The sequence below is a fragment of the Campylobacter sp. 19-13652 genome, assembly GCF_019702925.1.
Classification (GTDB): domain Bacteria; phylum Campylobacterota; class Campylobacteria; order Campylobacterales; family Campylobacteraceae; genus Campylobacter_A.
Window position 1 is genome coordinate 1,000,748 of record NZ_AP024713.1, and the last position, 19,124, is coordinate 1,019,871.

Annotated in this window: 19 protein-coding genes; 10 read left to right on the forward strand and 9 right to left on the reverse strand. The window is 39.1% G+C overall.

All coding sequences use genetic code 11. The annotated features are described in order from the left end of the window. Positions 1-187: 187 nt before the first annotated feature. Complete coding sequence (locus LBC_RS04875) at positions 188-1,645, forward strand: sodium:alanine symporter family protein (RefSeq protein WP_221253084.1); 1,458 nt, start codon at positions 188-190, stop codon at positions 1,643-1,645. 2 nt (positions 1,646-1,647) lie between these two features. Here the strand turns inward: LBC_RS04875 and acpS are convergent, their stop codons facing one another. Continuing rightward, entirely contained in the window at positions 1,648-2,034 is a 387-nt protein-coding gene (gene acpS / locus LBC_RS04880) for a holo-ACP synthase (RefSeq protein WP_221253086.1), read from the reverse strand. 25 nt (positions 2,035-2,059) lie between these two features. Then, on the reverse strand, positions 2,060-2,590 hold the full coding sequence (gene fliL / locus LBC_RS04885; RefSeq protein WP_221254965.1) for a flagellar basal body-associated protein FliL: 531 nt from the start codon (positions 2,588-2,590) through the stop codon (positions 2,060-2,062). A gap of 116 nt (positions 2,591-2,706) precedes the next feature. Here fliL and LBC_RS04890 point away from each other — a divergent pair, with 116 nt between their 5' ends. The 4 genes from LBC_RS04890 to LBC_RS04905 all read left to right on the forward strand — a co-directional run bounded on the left by LBC_RS04890 (position 2,707) and on the right by LBC_RS04905 (position 8,225). Beyond that, positions 2,707-4,080 carry a phosphomannomutase/phosphoglucomutase gene (locus LBC_RS04890; protein WP_221253088.1) on the forward strand — a complete coding sequence of 458 codons (1,374 nt, stop codon included), beginning with the start codon at positions 2,707-2,709 and terminating at the stop codon, positions 4,078-4,080. After that, positions 4,077-5,021 carry a peptide-methionine (R)-S-oxide reductase MsrB gene (gene msrB, locus LBC_RS04895; RefSeq protein WP_221253089.1) on the forward strand — a complete coding sequence of 315 codons (945 nt, stop codon included), beginning with the start codon at positions 4,077-4,079 and terminating at the stop codon, positions 5,019-5,021. Before LBC_RS04890 ends, msrB begins: the two co-directional genes overlap by 4 nt. 105 nt (positions 5,022-5,126) lie before the next feature. Then, positions 5,127-6,296, forward strand: a complete 1,170-nt coding sequence (locus LBC_RS04900; protein WP_221253092.1) for an efflux RND transporter periplasmic adaptor subunit — start codon at positions 5,127-5,129, stop codon at positions 6,294-6,296. 3 nt (positions 6,297-6,299) lie between these two features. Next, positions 6,300-8,225, forward strand: coding sequence for a MacB family efflux pump subunit (locus tag LBC_RS04905; RefSeq protein WP_221253094.1), 1,926 nt, complete (start codon positions 6,300-6,302; stop codon positions 8,223-8,225). Between the two features lie 474 nt (positions 8,226-8,699). On the opposite strand, the gene LBC_RS04910 is transcribed toward LBC_RS04905, so the two are convergent. The 7 genes from LBC_RS04910 to LBC_RS04940 form a co-directional block, all read right to left on the reverse strand. Next, positions 8,700-9,500, reverse strand: coding sequence for a YihY family inner membrane protein (locus LBC_RS04910; protein ID WP_260173267.1), 801 nt, complete (start codon positions 9,498-9,500; stop codon positions 8,700-8,702). Between the two features lie 88 nt (positions 9,501-9,588). Continuing rightward, positions 9,589-9,849, reverse strand: a complete 261-nt coding sequence (gene rpsR, locus LBC_RS04915) for a 30S ribosomal protein S18 (protein WP_221253096.1) — start codon at positions 9,847-9,849, stop codon at positions 9,589-9,591. A 14-nt stretch (positions 9,850-9,863) separates the two neighbouring features. Then, a complete protein-coding gene (locus LBC_RS04920; protein WP_221253099.1) occupies positions 9,864-10,433 on the reverse strand; it encodes a single-stranded DNA-binding protein in 570 nt (189 codons plus the stop codon). A 9-nt stretch (positions 10,434-10,442) separates the two neighbouring features. Further along, entirely contained in the window at positions 10,443-10,856 is a 414-nt protein-coding gene (rpsF, locus tag LBC_RS04925) for a 30S ribosomal protein S6 (RefSeq protein ID WP_221253101.1), read from the reverse strand. Between the two features lie 89 nt (positions 10,857-10,945). Further along, positions 10,946-11,935, reverse strand: a complete 990-nt coding sequence (holA, locus tag LBC_RS04930) for a DNA polymerase III subunit delta (RefSeq protein ID WP_221253103.1) — start codon at positions 11,933-11,935, stop codon at positions 10,946-10,948. 5 nt (positions 11,936-11,940) lie between these two features. Beyond that, positions 11,941-13,854 carry a ribonuclease R family protein gene (locus LBC_RS04935; protein WP_221253105.1) on the reverse strand — a complete coding sequence of 638 codons (1,914 nt, stop codon included), beginning with the start codon at positions 13,852-13,854 and terminating at the stop codon, positions 11,941-11,943. Then, entirely contained in the window at positions 13,851-14,669 is an 819-nt protein-coding gene (locus tag LBC_RS04940) for an HDOD domain-containing protein (RefSeq protein WP_221253106.1), read from the reverse strand. Before LBC_RS04940 ends, LBC_RS04935 begins: the two co-directional genes overlap by 4 nt. 126 nt (positions 14,670-14,795) lie before the next feature. On the opposite strand from LBC_RS04940, the gene ilvC reads away from it, so the two are divergent. Genes ilvC through murI form a run of 5 tightly spaced genes read left to right on the forward strand, consistent with a single transcriptional unit; the run spans position 14,796 to position 19,099 of the window. After that, positions 14,796-15,818, forward strand: coding sequence for a ketol-acid reductoisomerase (ilvC, locus tag LBC_RS04945; RefSeq protein WP_221253107.1), 1,023 nt, complete (start codon positions 14,796-14,798; stop codon positions 15,816-15,818). Between the two features lie 10 nt (positions 15,819-15,828). Continuing rightward, complete coding sequence (locus tag LBC_RS04950; protein WP_221253108.1) at positions 15,829-17,118, forward strand: divergent polysaccharide deacetylase family protein; 1,290 nt, start codon at positions 15,829-15,831, stop codon at positions 17,116-17,118. Further along, positions 17,115-17,918, forward strand: a complete 804-nt coding sequence (locus tag LBC_RS04955) for a DNA-processing protein DprA (RefSeq protein ID WP_221253109.1) — start codon at positions 17,115-17,117, stop codon at positions 17,916-17,918. The genes LBC_RS04950 and LBC_RS04955 overlap by 4 nt, the downstream gene beginning before the upstream one ends. Positions 17,919-17,938: 20 nt before the next feature. Continuing rightward, positions 17,939-18,316, forward strand: coding sequence for a Holliday junction resolvase RuvX (ruvX, locus tag LBC_RS04960; protein ID WP_221253110.1), 378 nt, complete (start codon positions 17,939-17,941; stop codon positions 18,314-18,316). 9 nt (positions 18,317-18,325) lie between these two features. Next, entirely contained in the window at positions 18,326-19,099 is a 774-nt protein-coding gene (gene murI / locus LBC_RS04965; RefSeq protein ID WP_221253111.1) for a glutamate racemase, read from the forward strand. Positions 19,100-19,124 lie beyond the last annotated feature (25 nt).

Genomic DNA, 19,124 nt, shown 5'->3' on the forward strand with positions numbered 1-19,124 from the left:
ACACCTTACTGGCGGCTATAACTATGGCTTCAATGGATTTTTCCTGTAAGCATTTCACAACGATTTGAGTAAAATTTAATATAATCCAAAGCAAAAATAACAAATTTACAACACCATTTTAACCAGATTTCAAGCCTTTTTATCATAAAATCATAACTCATTTACTTTAAATTTATAAGGAGTGCGAATGAGTAATGTTTTTAACGTAATCCTTGACGCCATAACAACGGTTGTTGATCTTTTAAACAACTACCTTTGGGGGAGCTTAGTTTACGTGCTACTCGGCGCTGGAATATACTTTACCATTAGGACTAAATTTTTACAAATTAGGCTTTTTAAGCAAAGTATAAGGCGCATGGTTGTAGGCAAGCGCGATAGCACACATGCAATTAGCCCATTTCAAGCATTTGCTACAGGTCTTGCAAGCCGCGTGGGCACTGGAAACGTCGCAGGAGTGGCTATAGCCATAAGCGTAGGTGGCGCTGGAGCAGTGTTTTGGATGTGGGTAACAGCTATTATAGGTATGGCTTCAGCCTTTGTAGAAAGCTCATTAGCACAGCTTTATAAGGTAAAAAATCCAGACGGTAGCGGATACCGTGGAGGTCCAGCTTATTATATCACTCAAGGGCTAGGACAGCGATGGCTAGGCGTGGCCTTTGCAGTGTCTTTGATAATTGCGTTTGGTTTTGTCTTTAACTCAGTGCAGGCAAACACAATAACAGCAGTTACAAATAAAGCTTGGGGCTGGAGCGTGGAGTACGTAGCTGTGGGGCTAGTCATCATCACTGCACCCATTATTTTTGGTGGGATAAAGCGTGTAGCAAAGGTAGCTGAAAAGATAGTGCCAATAATGGCAATAGCCTACCTAGCGATAGCTTTATTTATCATAATCACAAACGCGAACCTAATCCCAAATGTATTTGCACAAATTTTTGATAGTGCATTTAACTTCTCATCAGCCACTGGAGGATTGCTCGGCGGACTAACAGCAGCTATGCTAAATGGCATAAAAAGAGGGCTTTTTTCAAACGAAGCAGGCATGGGCTCAGCACCAAATGCAGCTGCGGCTAGTGACGCATGGCACCCAGCAAATCAGGGACTAATACAGATGCTTGGCGTATTTGTAGATACTATAGTGGTTTGTAGTTGTACGGCGTTTATTATCCTCCTTAGCGGCGTTGTCGGTACTCAAGGGCATGATGGGGCGCAAATCACTCAGCTAGCCATAGAGCATGGAGTAGGGCAGTGGGGCGGTAGCTTTTTGGCAGTTTTGCTATTTTTCTTTTGCTTTTCGTCTATTATAGGCAACTACGCATACGCAGAAAGCAACGTGCAATTTATCAAAAACTCTCCATTGATTTTAACGGTGTTTCGAATCGTTGTTTTATTTATGGTCTATTTTGGCTCAGTGCAAAAAGTAGGACTTGTATGGGATATGGCAGATGCTTCTATGGCGATTATGGCGATTATAAATTTAATAGTAATCATAATAATGGCACCTACTGCGATGTTGCTATTAAAGGACTTTGAGGAGCAGATTAAAGAGCATCATAGCCCAGAGTTTGATATTAGCAAATACCCTAAACTACATAAAAAAGTAGGCTCAGATGTCTGGGTAAAAGGCAAAACAGAGCATGGTTTTTAGAGCTAGCTTCTAAAAACCACGGCAGCCACGGCGATAGCATACTCTGCGTCGTGGCTTATACTCACACTTACATCTAGCACACCAAACCCCGCTTTAACTTCATCACTTAATATCACCATAGGTGCACCTAGTTCGTTTTTATAAATTCTTATATCAAAAAACGAGCATTTAGCTCCTATGCCACAGCCCAAAGCCTTGCTTACGGCCTCTTTTGCAGCCCAAAGTCCAGCTATGCTTTTTATATTTTTTGCGATTTTTATCTCCTCCTCGCATAAAAATCGCTCCAGTACACCAAAGCCAAATCTATCCATGCTTTTTTGCATACGAGATATGAGGGTTATGTCGGTTCCTACTTTTATATTTGGGGGATTTAGAAGGTGGGCGCTCATTTTTGCGCCCCTGTAGCTTGATTTATCACTGCACTACAAAATCAGTAAAAAATATATTTTTTATATAGCCATCGCTAAGCACCTCATTTAGACGGTTTACTATCTCATCTTTTAGGCGGTCTTTACCCTTTGCAGTGCTTACTTCCTCATACGTTTTTGATGATAAAGTGCGTATGATTATGTCTCTTAGGAGCGCTTTTTTCTTATCTAATTCGGCCGCAAGCTCCTCATTGCTCTGCTCTAAGTCTATCTTTGTTTTTAAAAACCTCGAGCCATTCTCGCTTAATAAATTTACAATAAACTGATCAAGCGGATACATAGGCCCCATATTTAGATAATCCACACTCCTACGCCCCTGCTGTGGTTGGGCTGGCTTTGAGACTTGCTTTGCGGCTACTTCGCTACTTTTTGTTACTTCATCTGGTGCTGGATCGCTACCTAAAAGTACAAAAACTATCGCACCAACGATGATTAAAAGTACAAAAATGGCTATTATAACTATTAAAAGCAAGGACTTATTACTCTTTTTTTCCTCTGTTACGGTTTCTTCGGCCATATTTCCTCCTGTTTTTAGCCCCAATTATATTAAAAACTTCCTTAAATTTAAGCCGTATCTAAGCCGCTTTTGACTACATTTAAAACTTTAAATTTTAAAAATTAACAGGATTAAACGTGATAAAACAGATCTTTAGAGAATATGATATAAGAGGCATTTACAAAAGCGAACTAAACGAGTCAAGTGTAAAGGCAATAGGGCTGGCTCTTGGACGTGTAATGATGGCAAAAGGTACTAAAACTCTAAGCGTAGGGCATGATGCTAGAACACATGCTAGGCAGATTTTTAGCTGGCTAGTTAGCGGACTAAATTTAGCTGGGCTTAAGGTGTATGATATAGGATTAGTGCCTACACCGGTTGGCTATTTTAGCGTATTTACGGGTAGATTTGACGCAAATGTGATGATAACTGGCTCACACAATCCAAAAGAGTACAACGGATTTAAAATCACCATAGGCACGGATAGCTATTTTGGCGAGGATTTGCAGCTACTTTATAAAGATGTTGCTTGGCTAATGGATAAAAACGAGATGATACCAGACGATGAAAGCGCGATTAAATTTGACATAAAAAGCGAGTATGTAAACTATCTTAAGGAGCAGTTTAGCCATCTTTTTGCACTTGATTTAGATATTGTCATAGACTGCGGAAATGGAGCTGCTGGCGAGGTTGTTACAGAGCTTGTAAAGGGGCTAAATTTAAAAGCAAAAGTACTGCATCCTGAACCAGATGGGGAGTTTCCAAACCACCATCCAGATCCTAGCGAAAAGGAAAACTTAGTAGATTTGCAACGCTATTTGGATAATAATAAAGCCGAGCTTGGATTTGGATTTGATGGGGATGCTGATAGAATAGCGGTGCTAAGCAAAGATAAAAATATAAAAGGCGACGAGCTAGCCTATCTTTACTCCCTAGCGATGAAAAACCCTAGAATTTTAGGCGAGGTAAAATGCTCGCAAAATATCTACGACGCGCTTAATAAAAGAGGCAGCAAGAGCTTTATGGGAAAAACTGGACATAGCAACATCAAAAAGGCGATGAAAGAGCTTGATATAGATCTGGCCGCAGAGGTAAGTGGGCATATATTTTTTAAGGAGAGGTATTTTGGGTTTGATGATGCGATATATGCGATGCTTAGGGTACTTGAGCTAGTTTATAATGGCATAAATTTAAAAGCCGAGCTTGATAAACTGCCGATAGTTTATAGCACCGATGAGATTAAATTTCAAGCGAGTGAGGAGAGTAAATTTAAGATAATAAAGCAGCTAAAACAGCAGCTAGAAAACGGTCAAATAAGCCTACCGCAGATAAAAGAGGTCATAGATATAGACGGTGTGAGAGTACGATTTGAGCGAGGCTGGGCGCTTGTAAGGGCGAGTAATACAACACCTGTGATAGTCATGCGATTTGAGGCTGACACGAAAGCACTTTGCGATGAGCTAGCAATGAAGTTTGTAAGTGCTGTAAAGGCGATAAAGGAGCAGCTATGAATGTCGCAAATGAGAGAAAAATATGCCTAGCAGGTGGGTGCTTCTGGGGCGTGCAGGGATATTTTAACCGCATAAACGGAGTGCTTAAAAGTGAAGTTGGCTATGCAAACGGCGAGGGTATGGCGTACTACGAAGGGTTAAAATCCAGCGGACACGCTGAAGTAATCATGCTAACATATGATAGTAATATCTTAAGCCTAGCTGAAATCTTATACCGCTTTATATCCATCATAGATCCAACCTCACTAAACCGCCAAGGCAACGACATCGGTACGCAATATCGCAGTGGCATATACTACGAAAACAAAAGCGACTTAACCGTAATAAAAGCAGTCCTTGACACTATAAAGGATAAATTTAACGTACCAATTATGATTGAGTGCAAAAGGCTAGAAAACTACACAAAAGCCGAGGAATATCATCAAAACTACCTAGATAAAAACCCAAATGGATACTGCCATATCAATATTTTTAGCGCAAATGAGCCGCTTTTTATCACGCAAAAGTTTAAAATTTATGACGATTTAAAAAGCCGTCTAAGCCCACTTGAATACAGTATAACGCAGCAAAATGACACCGAACAAGCCTTTACTAGCCCACTATACGAGGAAAAATCAGAAGGGTTATACGTCGACATCACAAGCGGCGAGCCACTATTTTCTAGCATGGATAAATTTAATAGTGGCACAGGCTGGCCTAGCTTTACAAAGCCCATTAGTACGACATCGCTGGCTTATTTTGAGGATTTTACGCACGGCTTAAAACGTGTGGAGGTAAGAGCAAAAAGAAGCAACTCCCACCTAGGACACGTCTTTGACGATGGGATGGCTAGTAGGGGTGGCTTGCGGTACTGCATAAATGGGGCTAGCCTTAATTTTATCCCTAAAAATAGCCTAAAAGAGCTAGGATATGCTGAGTTTGAGCCGTTTTTAATGAAATAAAAACGTATTAAAAACTCATAAATTTTTACAAACATTTAATAAAACAGCCTTTAAATTTACCTTTTCTAGGTAGAATAACGATAAAAGTTATCAAAGTGAGGAATAATGCAAAAAAAATACAAATATTCAATCATAGCGCTACTCATAGCTGGGGCTGGATTTGGGACTTATAAGACATACTTTGACAAGGAACAAAAAATCATATACATTACCCAAAAAGCAGAAAAAGGCACTCTCGTAAAAAAGGTAGAGGCTAGCGGCGAAATATATGCGACTGAGCTAGTAGATGTCGGAGCACAGGTTGGAGGACAGATAAAAAAGCTCTATGTAAAGCTAGGCGATCACGTCAAAAAAGGAGATATGATAGCTGAAATAGATAGCTCTACCCAGCAAAATACGCTAGATAATAAAAAGGCTCAGCTTGCCATATACGAAGCGCAACTAAATAGCGCAAGAGTGGCGCAAAATACGGCGCAAGATAAATTTAACCGAGCAAATTCACTGCTTAATAAAGGAGCAAGTAGCCAGCAAAGCTATGACGAGGCAAAATCAGCTCTAGCTGCTGCAAACGCAAGTGTAAAAGAGCTAGAAGCACAGGTAAAACAGGCTAAAATAGCACTAAGCACAGCTCAAATCGACCTAGGGTATACAAAAATAAAAGCACCAAGAGACGGCGAGATAGTATCAGTACGCGTAGAGGAAGGACAGACACTAAACTCAGCGCAAACTGCTCCAACCATAGTAAATATTGCAGATTTAAGCCACGTAAAAATGAAAATCCAAATAGCAGAGGGCGACATAACCAAAATAAAAGTGGGCGCACACGTAAGCTACTCGATACTAAGTGAGCCAAACAAGACATTTGAAGCTAGAATTAGCTCCATCGACCCAGCACTTACCACCCTAAGTGATGGCTCATATTCAAGTACCTCAAGTTCTAGCTCAACAAGCGCAGTGTATTATTACGCCCAAAGCATAGTTGACAACTCAGCAGGACTTCTTCGAATAGGCATGAGTACTCAAAATAGCATAGATATAGCAAAGGCTGATGATGCGATAATAATCCCAACTCTAGCCATAAAACGAGAAGGGGATAAAAAATTTGTAAGCGTACTAAAAGCTGGCGACATAGTTGAAAAACGCGAGGTAAAAACAGGCATAAGCAATAATCTAAGCACTCAAATTTTAAGCGGCATAGTAGCGGGCGAGGCGGTTATTACTGGATTTGGCAGTGAGGAAGAGATAGCCTCGATGGTAGAAAAGGCTAAAAGGTAGAAAGTGATAAAGCTAGAAAATATTAAAAAAAGCTTTAAAATAGGAGATAATGAATTTGAAGCCTTACGCGGTGTAAGTGTAGAAATAAAGCGTGGAGAGCTAGTAGCCATAATTGGGCAATCAGGAAGTGGCAAATCAACACTCATGAATATCATAGGCTGTCTTGATAGCCCAACAAGTGGCAGTTACACGCTTGATGGCGCGGATATTTCTAGATTTTCACCTGATGCACTAGCAAAACTAAGGCAGCAAAAGTTTGGCTTTATATTTCAAAGGTATAATCTGCTCGCTAGCTTAAATGTGCTTGATAACGTGGCTTTGCCTAGCATATACGCTGGAGAAAGTAGAGGCAGCAGAGAGGAGAGAGCTAGTAAAAATTTAGAAGCACTAGGACTTAGCGAAAAGGCGCAAAATTTCACAAATAAACTCTCAGGTGGACAGCAACAACGCGTGAGTATCGCTAGAGCGTTGCAAAATGGCGGAGAGATAATCCTAGCCGATGAGCCAACAGGTGCGCTAGATAGCAAAAGCGGACTAGTCGTGATGGACATACTCTCAAAACTTCACAAAAACGGACACACTATAATAATAGTAACCCACGACCCAAAAATAGCAGAGTACGCAAACCGAGTCATAGAGATAAGTGACGGGCTAATCATAAAAGACCTCGTTAAAAAAGACGAACGCAATGAGCTAGAAAAGCAAAAAGTAAGAGCAAAGCCTGCGTTTTTGGCATTTAAAGATCGCTTAGTAGAGAGTTTTAGAATGTCAATAGGTGCCATGCTAGCCCACAAGCTAAGAAGCGTGCTTACAATGCTTGGCATAATAATAGGCATAGCTGCGGTAATAAGCGTCGTCGCACTGGGGCAAGGCTCACAAGAACAGATCTTAGCTGGCATACGCAAAATAGGTACAAACACCATAGATGTACTACCTGGCAAAGGCTTTGGGGATTTAAGAGCAAATAGAGTACGAACACTAACAGTAAGCGACGCAGACACGCTATCTAAGCAGCAGTTTTTAGATGCTGTTACACCAAACACATCCACAAGTGGTACTGTTACTTTTGGCTCTACCTCACTATCTGCAACAATGCGTGGTGGTGGAGCTGATAGCCTAGAGGTAAATGGGCTAAAGCTGGCTAAGGGCAGAAGCTTTACAAAAGAGGAGGTAGACGAGTCTGCGGCTGTGGTTGTGGTAGATGATACAAGCGTAAAATCGCTCTTTGGTGGAGCTGATCCCATAGGCAAACGCATACTATTTGACCGCCAACCATTTATTGTAATAGGCGTGCTAGCTAGGAATGAAAATGGCTTTAACGATACGAGTATATTGCGAATTTATGCACCATATACAAGCGTCATAAACAGACTAACAGGCAGTAGATACATAAACTCAATAACAGCGCGCGTAAAAGACGACGTAAATGCGCAAGTAGCAGAGAAAAATATCATAGCCCTACTAGAGGCAAAGCACGGCAAAAAGGATTTTTTCACACGCAATAGCGACAGTATCAAACAAACCATAGAAGAGACCATCCGCACCATGCAATTGCTCATCTCTGGTATAGCACTCATATCGCTAGTTGTAGGCGGAATTGGCGTGATGAATATAATGCTAGTTAGTGTTACTGAACGCACCAAAGAAATAGGCATAAAAATGGCGATAGGCGCATACGCTAGGGACATACTACAGCAGTTTTTAATAGAGGCTGTGCTACTGTGTATTATAGGTGGAGGAATAGGAATAGGGCTAGCATATGCTATAGGCTACGTGGCAAACGACCTGCTTGGGTATAAGATGATCTTCTCAAACACCTCAATCATAGTCGCACTTATTACTTCAACAGCAATAGGTATAATCTTTGGCTACATGCCTGCTAAAAATGCAGCAAGCCTAAATCCCATAGATGCTCTTAGCAGAGAATAATACCTACTAAGTAATTGCAATAAATCAAAATAAAAAGCCTAGGGTAGGGTTATGGATAAGCTTTAAATTTACCCTGCTTTTTATATTTTAAAAATAGCATGAAAACTGGTGATAAATATTTAAATTTATAAAATTGTTGTAGATATTTTGCAAGTATTTTTCTACCCCAAAATCCTGGCTGGGTGGGGTATGATATAAATTTATAACAAGAAAACCCTTAAGTCTCACAAATGTAATGATTTTAGCTAAAACATACCTAAAAATTATAAATTTCAAACCATTATATTAGTAGATATTTATTGTTCATATAGCAGTGAAGTACACTTTGCCTTACCTAATATATTGGCAATTGCTAAAAAATAGCGACATTAGGCTTGTACCGTAGTTTAAGTTTGCAATTAAAAACAGCATTATTCTTTAAAAGAGTATAAATTTGACTAACCATTAAAAACAACCTAGTAACAAGGTAAAGTCTTATTTTTTAGTATTATTTCTATGGGTTAATAGTGCACACACTTTAAGTCCATATAAAAATATCACCCATGATATATGCACCCAAATCAAGAAAAAAAACATAATAGAAAACGAGCCATACATACTAGAATAGGTCTGATTGCTTGTGGCATAATAAATAAAAGCCGACTTGCAAGCGTACCACACCAAGGATGCCAAAAATGAGCCTAATGCGGCGTATTTGGCTGGCAATGGATCGCTAGCAGATATAAGATATGTGGCAAAAAATATGGCCCATATTACCAAATATGGAAATATTGAGAGGATGTTGATCCAGCTTGTATACTCGCTTGAACTTAAAATATCTTGCGCTTTTGATGATAGATAAAAGCTAAGCGCAAGCCCCAAAGGAGCCATGGTAATCAAAGTCCAGTAAGAGCTTAATGAAGCCCAAAATCCCCGAGGCTTTTGAGTATCCATTATCTTATTTACAACATATTGATAATCAGTAAAAAACATAACAGATGTTAAAAGCATAGCCCCAAATCCTACCAAACCAACGCCAAAGCTATTAGTTAGGAATTTCTCAACATATTCGCTTACTACCTCTTGATGACTAGGAAGCATTGCAGTAAATATGAATTTTTTTATCTTTTCATAATAGTTTTCAAAACTAGGAAGCTTTGTAAAAATAGAAAAAGACAGCAATAATATGGGGATTATAGCGGTAACCGTGTGAAAGCTAAGACTTGAGGCATAGTGCATAAGTTGCTTATCTTTTATACTTAGCACAAGGGTTATAATATGCTTAAATTTATTCAAATTTTATCCTTAAAGTGTAAACATAGCTTTAAGTTTAGTAAGCGAAAGTATATATTTTAAATTTACAGGCGGAAAAACCGCCCATAAATTATAGCCCTTCAAAAGGATTTGCTACAACCTCGTTTGTAGACACTACATAAGGTATTATAGCTGCATGACGAGCTCTTTTTATCGCTCTTTCAACCATTTCTTGGTATTTTTTAGATGTACCAGTTAAACGGCGTGGCATAATTTTAAAGCGCTCTGATAAGCAGTGTTTAAGTAAAGCCGTATCTTTATAATCTATAAAGTCTATCTTTGCTTCTGTATATTTGCAATATTTTCTTGAATATTTTCTTTTTTCAGCCATTGTATATTCCTTAATTAAAATGGTATTGTTTCATCGTTATCGTATTTGTCAATATCTATCTCTGGTTCACTATGTCTTTGAGGTGCTCTTTGCTGTTGCTGATAGTTTCCTTGATTTTGATAGCTTTGGCTTTGGTTATAATTACCATAATTTGAGCTTTGATTATTATAATTATCAGGACTTGTATAACTATTTTGATTGTTGTAGCCACCATTATAGCCTTGGTTATTTGGATTATTGTATCCACCACCTTGAGTATTTTGGTTACCCCCCAACATCTCCATATTTTCCACAGTAACAGTATGCTTACTACGATTTTGTCCATTACTATCAGTCCACTGCTCAAATTTTAATCTGCCCTCAACAAGCAACTTTGAGCCCTTGTTTAGATATTGATTTGCTATTTCTGCCTGTTTTCCAAAAAATGTAATGTCGATAAAGCAGGTCTCTTCACGTCTTTCGCCATTTGTAGTAAATTTGCGAGTTACAGCTATGGCTGAGTTGCCTATAGCAGAGCCAGTTGTCGTGTATCGCAGCTCTATATCTCTTGTAAGATTTCCCACCAAAACGACTTTATTAAACATTTTTTATCCTTATTCTTCGCTAGCTGCCTCAGCTACTTCTACTTTTGGCTCTCTTGGGGCTCTAGGCTCGCGTACCTCTTTTTTGAGGCTTTGGCGAATACCCTTGCTTAAATTTTCCCACGCAGCTATCTCTCTTTTGTTTTCATACTTAACACTTAAAAAACGAATAATGTCCTCAGTTATACGTATAACCCTTGTCAACTCATTTAAAAGCGAAGGTGGTGCTTTGTAGTAGATTACAAAATAGGTGCCACGCTCATATTTTTTAATAGTATAAGCTAGCTTTCTTGTACCCATTTCAACAACAGATGCAATTTCGCCACCATTTTTAGTGATAATATCTTTCACAAACTCTAGTCTGGCTTTGGCTTCTTCTTCTGTAAGCGTAGGCTTTAGAATAAATAAAAGCTCATAATGTCTCATAGATTCTCCTTATGGATTTCGCCCGCCCTCGCGAGCAAGGATAGCTTAAGCTTAGGCTCAAGCAAGCCCAAAGTTTATCGAAAAAATGCTTAAGCTTTGCTTGATATTATGGATTGCAAGCTTAAAATCAATGATATGATAAGGGAATTTTTATCTATTTGAGAGCTACTTTTTAGCTTTAATTCAGCCTCATTTAAGGTTATGAAAATACTTTGATATTTAAGCAATGTAAGCCCCATGCTTTGCGTTTTTAATAAATTTGCAACATTCTGAGGAGGCGCGTAGCCAAGAGCCGCCTTAAGGTCAAACTTACCCGTACTTTTAATATAAGCATGAAGCCTAAAAAGCCTAGAAAATGACTTATATAAGGAATTTATAAATGCTATCTCGTTAAAGCCAGAGCTTTGCATTATCTCAAAAAGCTCCCTAGAAATAGGGCGAGCACTCATAAATTTATTAAAAAAATCATCAAAACTTATCTCCGAAAGCCCATAAACCAAAGCCCGCACCATATCCTCGTCAATATGGGTGCTTTGCGCTGCTAGTTTATTAAGCTCTGACGCCGCTAGATAGAGATTTTCATTATGTATGGTATATAGAGAATACAACGCGCCTTTAGTTATATTCAGCCCCATTTTTCCAGAATGCTTTGCAAGCAAGCCAACTGCCTCATCAGGGCTTTGTGGCTTAAAAAATCTAGCAAAATTCACCCCAAAAAGCTTTTGGGCATCCATAGCCATCTTTGCGTCTGCTTCATAAAATTCATACAAAAACCGTCCGCCATTTGCCTCGCAAGCCCTTAAAAGCTCTTTAAGCTCTTTTGCTGGGATTTTTTTATCACTTTTTAAATAAAGCACGTTTGTGCCTCCAAAAAGTGAGCTTTCAAAAAGATGAGCCCGCGCCCTAGAAAAGTCATACTCATCAAAATAAAAAGTGAGTAAATTTGGCTCATTTGCTGTATAAAGCCCCAAAATCTCGCGACCAAATAGCTCTATTTGATACTCGTCAGCCCCATAAAGCATAAAATAATTTGGAAATCTATCGCTAGATAAAAGCCACTCTAATTCTCGCCTATACACTCAAATCACCCCAGTTTTTTTACCACTTTTGCGATGATTTTTCCGCTTGCTATTTCAGCACTTTGAATTTTTACCAAAAGCTCAGTAAGAAGATCGCAGGTAAAATTACCAGCCACAAAAATCCTAGCTCCTTTTAGCTCGTCATCAAGCCTTGCTATTAGCTCAGTGCCATTTGACACAACGTAACAACGCACGATTTTACCTATATTTTCGCTAGCCCAGCGGGCAAATTTGCGGTCGATAAAATCAAACGCTACCCTGTCTGCCTCTCGTTCAAGCTCACTAAGTCTCTCACAAACTAGCTCGATACCATCTAGGATATAGTTTAGCTGTTTTTTGTCATTGTTTAAATTTGCCTTAAGAATGCGGTGCAAAATCAGATCCGAATACCGTCTAATTGGGCTTGTGAAATGGCTATAAGTACTAAATCCTAGCCCAAAATGCCCCTTGCTAATAGCCTCATACCCAGCCTTTTTCTGCGCTTTTATGATAAGCTTGTCTATCTCATCTGGATTTTGTAGCACCTCGGCGGCGATTTGAATTTTTCTTATTAATTTAGCAAGGTCGGGCTCATAAGTAAAATCAAGCCCTAAGCTAGCCAAATCGTCCAATAAATAGTGGATTTTTTTTAAATCAGGGGGCAGGTGGTTACGAAAAATACCAAATTTTATACGCTTTGCAGCCTCGCAGTTAGCCAGTAACATGCAGTCCTCGACAAGCTGATGGCTGTGGGTGTCGGTCTCAAAACGAGTGCTTTTTATTAGCCCACGCTCGTCAAGCTCAAGCCGAAGCTCATTTGTGCGAAAGCTAAAGGCGTTTTTAAGCCTTTTATCCCTAAGACGTTGAGTTATTTCGCCTAAGTCTCTTATAAATCCCAGCTCATCGGCATTATCACCAGCCAAAACGCCATCTATAAAATCATAATTATATCTCTTTTTTGATACTATTATCGCCTCAAAAAGCTCCGATTTTAACACATTTAAATCATCATCTAAATAAATTTTAAAACAAAAGGCAAGCCTAGGAATATCAGGCACCAAAGAGCAGATATTTTCACTTAAATTCCTAGGCAGCATAGGTACAGCCTTGTGTGGAAAATAGATAGAAAATCCACGCTCTTTTGCCTCTTTGTCTATGGGGCTAAATGGCGTTACATAAGCGCTCACATCGGCTATTGCAACATAGATAATGTGCTTTTTGGCATCATAATAAATCGCATCGTCAAAGTCCTTTGCGTCAACTGGGTCTATGGTGCAAAATGGAAGATGGCTTAAATCAACTCGATCTGGATACGAGGCAGCATCCACGCTTGTATAAGCCGCGGCTTGCAGCTCGCAAGCCTCGCCAAATTCATCGTTTTTATTATACAAAGCAAGCGATATTTTATCATCACAAAATGGATCGTTTAAATTCCCAACTACCTCAGTTATCTCATTTGTTGCATTGTTTATCTTTAATACAGTTCCAAGCGGCAGTGCTTTGAGACTTTTTTGGCTTGCCCTTAAAGCACTGGCAAGCCCTGTTTTAAAATTTACTCCAAGTATCGCAGCGCCGACTTGCTTTGTATAGACTAGGCTTGTGGCGTGAGCTGGCTTTAGTACCATTATGACTTTGGCTCGCGGCTTATTGCTTCTGCCTATTAATTTAGCTAAGACTATATCGCCTAGGTGCGCGCCATTTAAGTTTTTATTTTCTATTATTATGTCACTTTTAAATTTATCACTAAAAGCGCTTAAATACCCAGTGCCATTAGAGCTAACATCAAGTCTACCAGAAATAAAAGAATTATTTAAATAAAATGTATTTTTATGCTCATTTGCTGCGCCGATAGAGAGGAGGTTTTTAATACACTCTCTATTCTCGGGGCGCAAATCCTGCGCTTTTACGCCATTTTCAAGTGTGGATAAAAATCTTCTCACAAATTATCTTTGACTTTTGTTACAACCATTAAAAATGTATCTTTATCAAATTTATATCTGTCAAGTAGCGGAAGCGTTGCGTCTATACTATCTTTATTTAACTGTCCAAAGATATTTATCGCTGTTTTTATAACCTTAATAGCCCTTGCGTACTCAAGCACGTTATCAGGCGCATCTTCTGGATTGTTTGCGTGAAGTATGGTGCTCACAAGCTCACTTTCTAAGTTCCACTGCTCAAATATCTCAGCCGCGACCTCCTCATTTGTAATACCCATCATATTAAGCTCAAGCTCAGAAAGCTCATCAGGGGTAGAAATAAGCCTAATATGCGAACCAAACTCGGCGTCTTTATGCGTCTCAATCAGCTCGTGAGCTAGGACGATTTTGCCGATTTCTAGCATAAATGAGGCCGGAGAGAGTATTTCTAGGGCTTGTGGACGTATCTTAGAATACCAATTATACATTAGCGCTGTTTGAGCCATCGAAATATTTAAAAATGAGTGGGTAGATATATTATAAGGTTCTAAATTTATAGAAAAGTTTTTCTTTACTGCGCTTGAGAGAGCAAAACCCCTTACTGTCGCCATACCAAACAGTGATATAGCACGAGATATAGAGGTTATTTCCTTACTAAAACCGTAAAGCGGACTATTTGCCGAGCGCAGGATATTGGCTGTTAGCATGGGGTCTTTTTCTATTATTTTAGTTAGGTCATTTACTGAGCTATTCTCATCACTGCAAATTCGCTGTATCTGTATAACCGTATCATCAAGTGGTGGCAAAGCTTTTATTTTTTTATAAATTGAGTCGTTCATTGCTTTCTTCTTTTTTGAAATTTTGATTGTATTTTATCCTAAATAAGCTTAAAATTTTTAATTTTCAGCGATATTTGAGCCTTTTAGTGATACAATTTCGCTCACATTTTAAACAAAAGGATCAAAATGGCAGTAACTATTTATTACGACAAAGATTGTGACTTAAGCATAATCAAAAGTAAAAAAGTCGCTATGGTAGGCTTTGGCTCACAAGGACACGCTCACGCTGAAAATCTCCGTGATAGCGGTGTCGAGGTAATCGTGGGTCTAAGAGAGGGTGGCGCTAGCTGGAGTAAAGCTGTAGCAAAGGGCTTTAAGGTCGCAAGTGTGGCCGAGGCCACAAAACTGGCTGATGTCATTATGATCCTAGCTCCAGATGAGCATCAAAAAGAGATTTTTGAAAACGAAATAAAGCCAAATTTAAGCGAAGGCAAGGCGATAGCTTTTGCTCACGGCTTTAACATCCACTACGGACAGATCGTGCCTCCAAAGGGCGTTGATTGCATTATGATAGCGCCAAAAGCCCCAGGACACACCGTGCGGAATGAATTTGTAAATGGTGGCGGCATACCTGATCTAATCGCCGTCGCACAAGACGCAAGCGGTAAGGCAAAGCAGATAGCCCTAAGCTACGCAAGCGCTATAGGCGGGGGCAGAAGCGGCATAATCGAGACTACATTTAAAGATGAAACCGAGACCGATTTGTTTGGCGAACAAGCCGTGCTATGCGGTGGCCTATGCGCACTAATTAACGCTGGCTTTGAGACCCTAGTTGAGGCTGGATATGAGCCTGAGATGGCGTATTTTGAGTGCTTGCACGAGATGAAGCTAATCGTAGATCTAATCTATGCTGGCGGTATGGCTGATATGCGCTATTCTATCTCAAACACGGCTGAATTTGGCGATTATGTAAGTGGCGGCAGAGTGATAAACGAAGAGAGCAAAAAGGCTATGAAGGGCATTTTAAAAGACATTCAAGACGGCACTTTTGCTAAAAATTTCATCCTAGAAAAGCAAGCAGGATATGTAAAAATGAACGCCGAAAGAAAGCTTTCAGCCCAAGCTGAAATAACCAAAACTGGCGAAAAACTACGTGCTATGATGCCGTGGATAAACGCTGGCAAGCTAATAGATAAAGATAAAAACTAAGCTATATTTAGTGGCAAGAAAAACGTCAAAAAAACGCAAAAGCGCGGATAAAAACTCGCACCTAAAAAGGCTAAACTATGCACTTGCTGGCTTAGCCTTGTGTGCTATATTTGGACTTGGGTATTATTCATATACCCAGCTTTTGCCTACAAGAGACAGCATAAATGAAATAAATTCTAAAAACGACACAAAAGATACTCAGCAAATAAGCCAAAATGGCAAAAAAGAGGTTATCATCGGCAAACCACTAGAGCCTATAAAGCACAAAAAATATGAATTTGATAAAAACGAAAACTTAAGCCAAATATTTTTCAAAAATAATAAAAACGAAAAAACAGAGCAAGCCAAAAGTGAAAATAGTGAAAAAAACACAAATTTAAGCCCTGATTTAAGCAAAACACAAGAAAACCAAAATCAAGAGGCAAAAAACAAAAGCCAAGTCAATAGCAAACAAAATGAAAAAAAAGAGCAAATCGATAGATTGCAAATAGAAAAAAACGAAGTAAAAAAAGAAATCACCGAAAAAGAGCAAAATAAAAAAACAGAAAAATCCATAGAAAAAACGCCAAAAATTTATCCAAATTATACAAAACCGCCAAAACAATTTCTCCCTGGTAGCAAAAAAGCTCAACCAACCATACACCTAGCAAACAAACCTAGACTAGTGATAATAATCGATGACATAGCCACAAAGGCGCACGCTGCCATGGTACGCTCAATCGGACTAAAAATAACACCATCTATATTTCCGCCTACAAGCGCACACCCAGACACACCGCGCATAGCAGATGAGTTTAGCTCCTTTATGATACACCTACCACTTGAGGCGATTAAATTTAATAAACCTGAGCCAAATACACTAAAAGATAGTGATAGCTATGAGCACATAAGCTCTATATTAAAAAAGGTAAGAAAAGACTTCCCAAAGGCAAAATACATCAACAATCACACAGGCTCTAAATTCACAAGCTCAGAACAAGCCATGATAAAACTACTAAGAGCGAGTTTAATTTATGATTTTACATTTTTGGATTCGCGGACAACGCAATACTCAAAGGTAGCATCAGCTAGCGAAAAACTTGGACTTGGATACATAGGAAGGGATGTTTTTCTAGACGACGATGAGGCTGCAAATGAGGTAAAAAAAGAGCTAGAAAAAGCCGTATCTATGGCTAAAAAAAGAGGCTATGCCATAGCCATAGGTCATCCAAAACCAAATACAATAAACACAATAAAAGCCCAAAAAAATGGGCTTTTAAAAGACGTTGATGTAGTATATTTTTCGGAGCTTTATCATTGAAAATCCTCACAAAAGACGAGCTACCAAAATCCCTAAACAGACTTAACACAAAAGTAGACCCAGAGGTAAAATCACTATATGCCATAGGTGAAACAAAGCTTCTTGAGCTGCCAAAAATAGCAATAGTAGGCTCAAGAAAAGCAAGTGTATACACAAAAGAGCTGGTTAGTCAGCTAGCAAGCACTCTTGCAAGCCGAGAAATCTGCGTAGTAAGTGGGGCTGCCCTTGGCGTAGATATAGCTGCTCATACAGCGGCACTTGGGCACACTATAGCGGTTTTTGGAAATGGCGTGGATGTAATCTACCCTAAATCAAATTCAAACACCATTAAAAAAATACTCCAAACATCACTAGCAATCAGCGAATATCCCTCCCAAACACCACCTCTAGCCCACCATTTCTTACAAAGAAACCGCATAGTAGTGGCGCTCTCTCAGGCGCTTGTCATCGCACAAGCAGACCAACAAAGCGGCACAATGGCAAGTGCAAACATAGCCCAGCGGCTTGGAGTGCCTATTTATGTGCTACCGCAACGTTTAAGCGAGAGCAGGGGTAGCAATATGCTATTAGAGCAGGGCAAGGCTAGCCTTTTGGCTGATTTTGAGGCTTTTAGTGATAAATTTGCAAGCAATAAAAAGGCTCTTAAAGCGCAACTTAAGGATAGTAATGATGAGATACTTAGATATTGCAAGGACGGAGCTATGCTCGATGATATGCTAGCTAAATTTGGAGACATCATATATGAGTATGAGCTTGACGGAAAAATAGAGATTAAAAACTTAAGAGTATTTGCAAATTAAATTTATACATTTGAGGCATAATGGCAAAAATAATAGGATTAGACATAGGACTTAAGCGCATAGGAGTGGCTTTTAGTGATGGCAAAATCACGGTACCACTAAATCCTATCATACGCAAAAATAGAAATCAAGCAGCAAACGAGGTACGAGAAGTATTAAGCGAATACAAAGCAGATACTCTTGTAATAGGCGTGCCGCTAGGTGGCGGTAGCGAGGACGAAATGAAAAGACGGGTTGAGCATTTTGCAAGTTTGCTTGATTTTCATGGCAAGCTTGAGTATGTAAATGAAGCATACTCAAGCAGCGAAGCGAGCGATCTTTACACAAGCAGCAAAAGAGACGGCAGGCTTGATAGTATGTCGGCAATGATAATTCTTAATAGATACTTAAAACTATAAGGCTAGAAAATGGTAGGTATATTTGATTCTGGGCTTGGGGGACTTAGTGTACTTGAGCTAGCACTGCGCACAGCAGAACTTAAAAACGAGCGATTTTTATACTACGCAGATCGAGAGCACGTACCATACGGCACAAAAGAACAAGAGCAGATAATAAAATACTCAATAAATGCGACTGATTTTTTAATAAGCCAAGGCGCAAAATCTGTAATAGTAGCATGTAATACTGCAACTTCTGCGGCAATTGCGCCATTAAGAGAGCATTTTAAAATCCCTATAATAGGCATGGAGCCAGCCATAAAACCTGCATTAAACGCCACAAAATCAAAAGCTCTTTTATTAGCCACACCAGTTACAATAGCTGGTAAAAAGCTAGACAACCTGATAGCTTTAACAAACAATGCCGATAACCTAATAAAAGTAGCACTGCCAAAGCTTGTAGAATTTGCCGAAAATGGGGAATTTGCATCAGAGAGATTAAAGGAGTATTTAAAAGCACAACTTGAAAAAATAGGGCAAAAAGTGGATAGCGTGGTGCTTGGTTGCACCCATTTTAACTATTTTAAAGATACAATTTTAGATGTACTTGAGGGTGTTAAATTTTATGACGGAAATCAAGGTACAATAAACCGCCTATTAAACCAAATAACACCAGAATATCACGATGTCAACACTAGCACAAGGGTGAGATATTTTTACTCCTCAAACGAGATAAAAGATAAGAGCGAACTAGCTAAAATATCAATGCTTCTTGATAGGTTAAATTTAATGAGTAAAATATAGAATATTTAAATTAAAAATAAGTCTT

Coding starts and splice junctions, on each gene's coding strand:
- LBC_RS04875 (WP_221253084.1), top strand. CDS start 188: ATGAGTAATGTTTTTAACGTAATCCTTGACGCCATAACAACGGTTGTT.
- acpS (WP_221253086.1), bottom strand. CDS start 2,034: ATGAGCGCCCACCTTCTAAATCCCCCAAATATAAAAGTAGGAACCGAC.
- fliL (WP_221254965.1), bottom strand. CDS start 2,590: ATGGCCGAAGAAACCGTAACAGAGGAAAAAAAGAGTAATAAGTCCTTG.
- msrB (WP_221253089.1), top strand. CDS start 4,077: ATGAATGTCGCAAATGAGAGAAAAATATGCCTAGCAGGTGGGTGCTTC.
- LBC_RS04900 (WP_221253092.1), top strand. CDS start 5,127: ATGCAAAAAAAATACAAATATTCAATCATAGCGCTACTCATAGCTGGG.
- rpsR (WP_221253096.1), bottom strand. CDS start 9,849: ATGGCTGAAAAAAGAAAATATTCAAGAAAATATTGCAAATATACAGAA.
- LBC_RS04920 (WP_221253099.1), bottom strand. CDS start 10,433: ATGTTTAATAAAGTCGTTTTGGTGGGAAATCTTACAAGAGATATAGAG.
- rpsF (WP_221253101.1), bottom strand. CDS start 10,856: ATGAGACATTATGAGCTTTTATTTATTCTAAAGCCTACGCTTACAGAA.
- LBC_RS04940 (WP_221253106.1), bottom strand. CDS start 14,669: ATGAACGACTCAATTTATAAAAAAATAAAAGCTTTGCCACCACTTGAT.
- ilvC (WP_221253107.1), top strand. CDS start 14,796: ATGGCAGTAACTATTTATTACGACAAAGATTGTGACTTAAGCATAATC.
- ruvX (WP_221253110.1), top strand. CDS start 17,939: ATGGCAAAAATAATAGGATTAGACATAGGACTTAAGCGCATAGGAGTG.
- murI (WP_221253111.1), top strand. CDS start 18,326: ATGGTAGGTATATTTGATTCTGGGCTTGGGGGACTTAGTGTACTTGAG.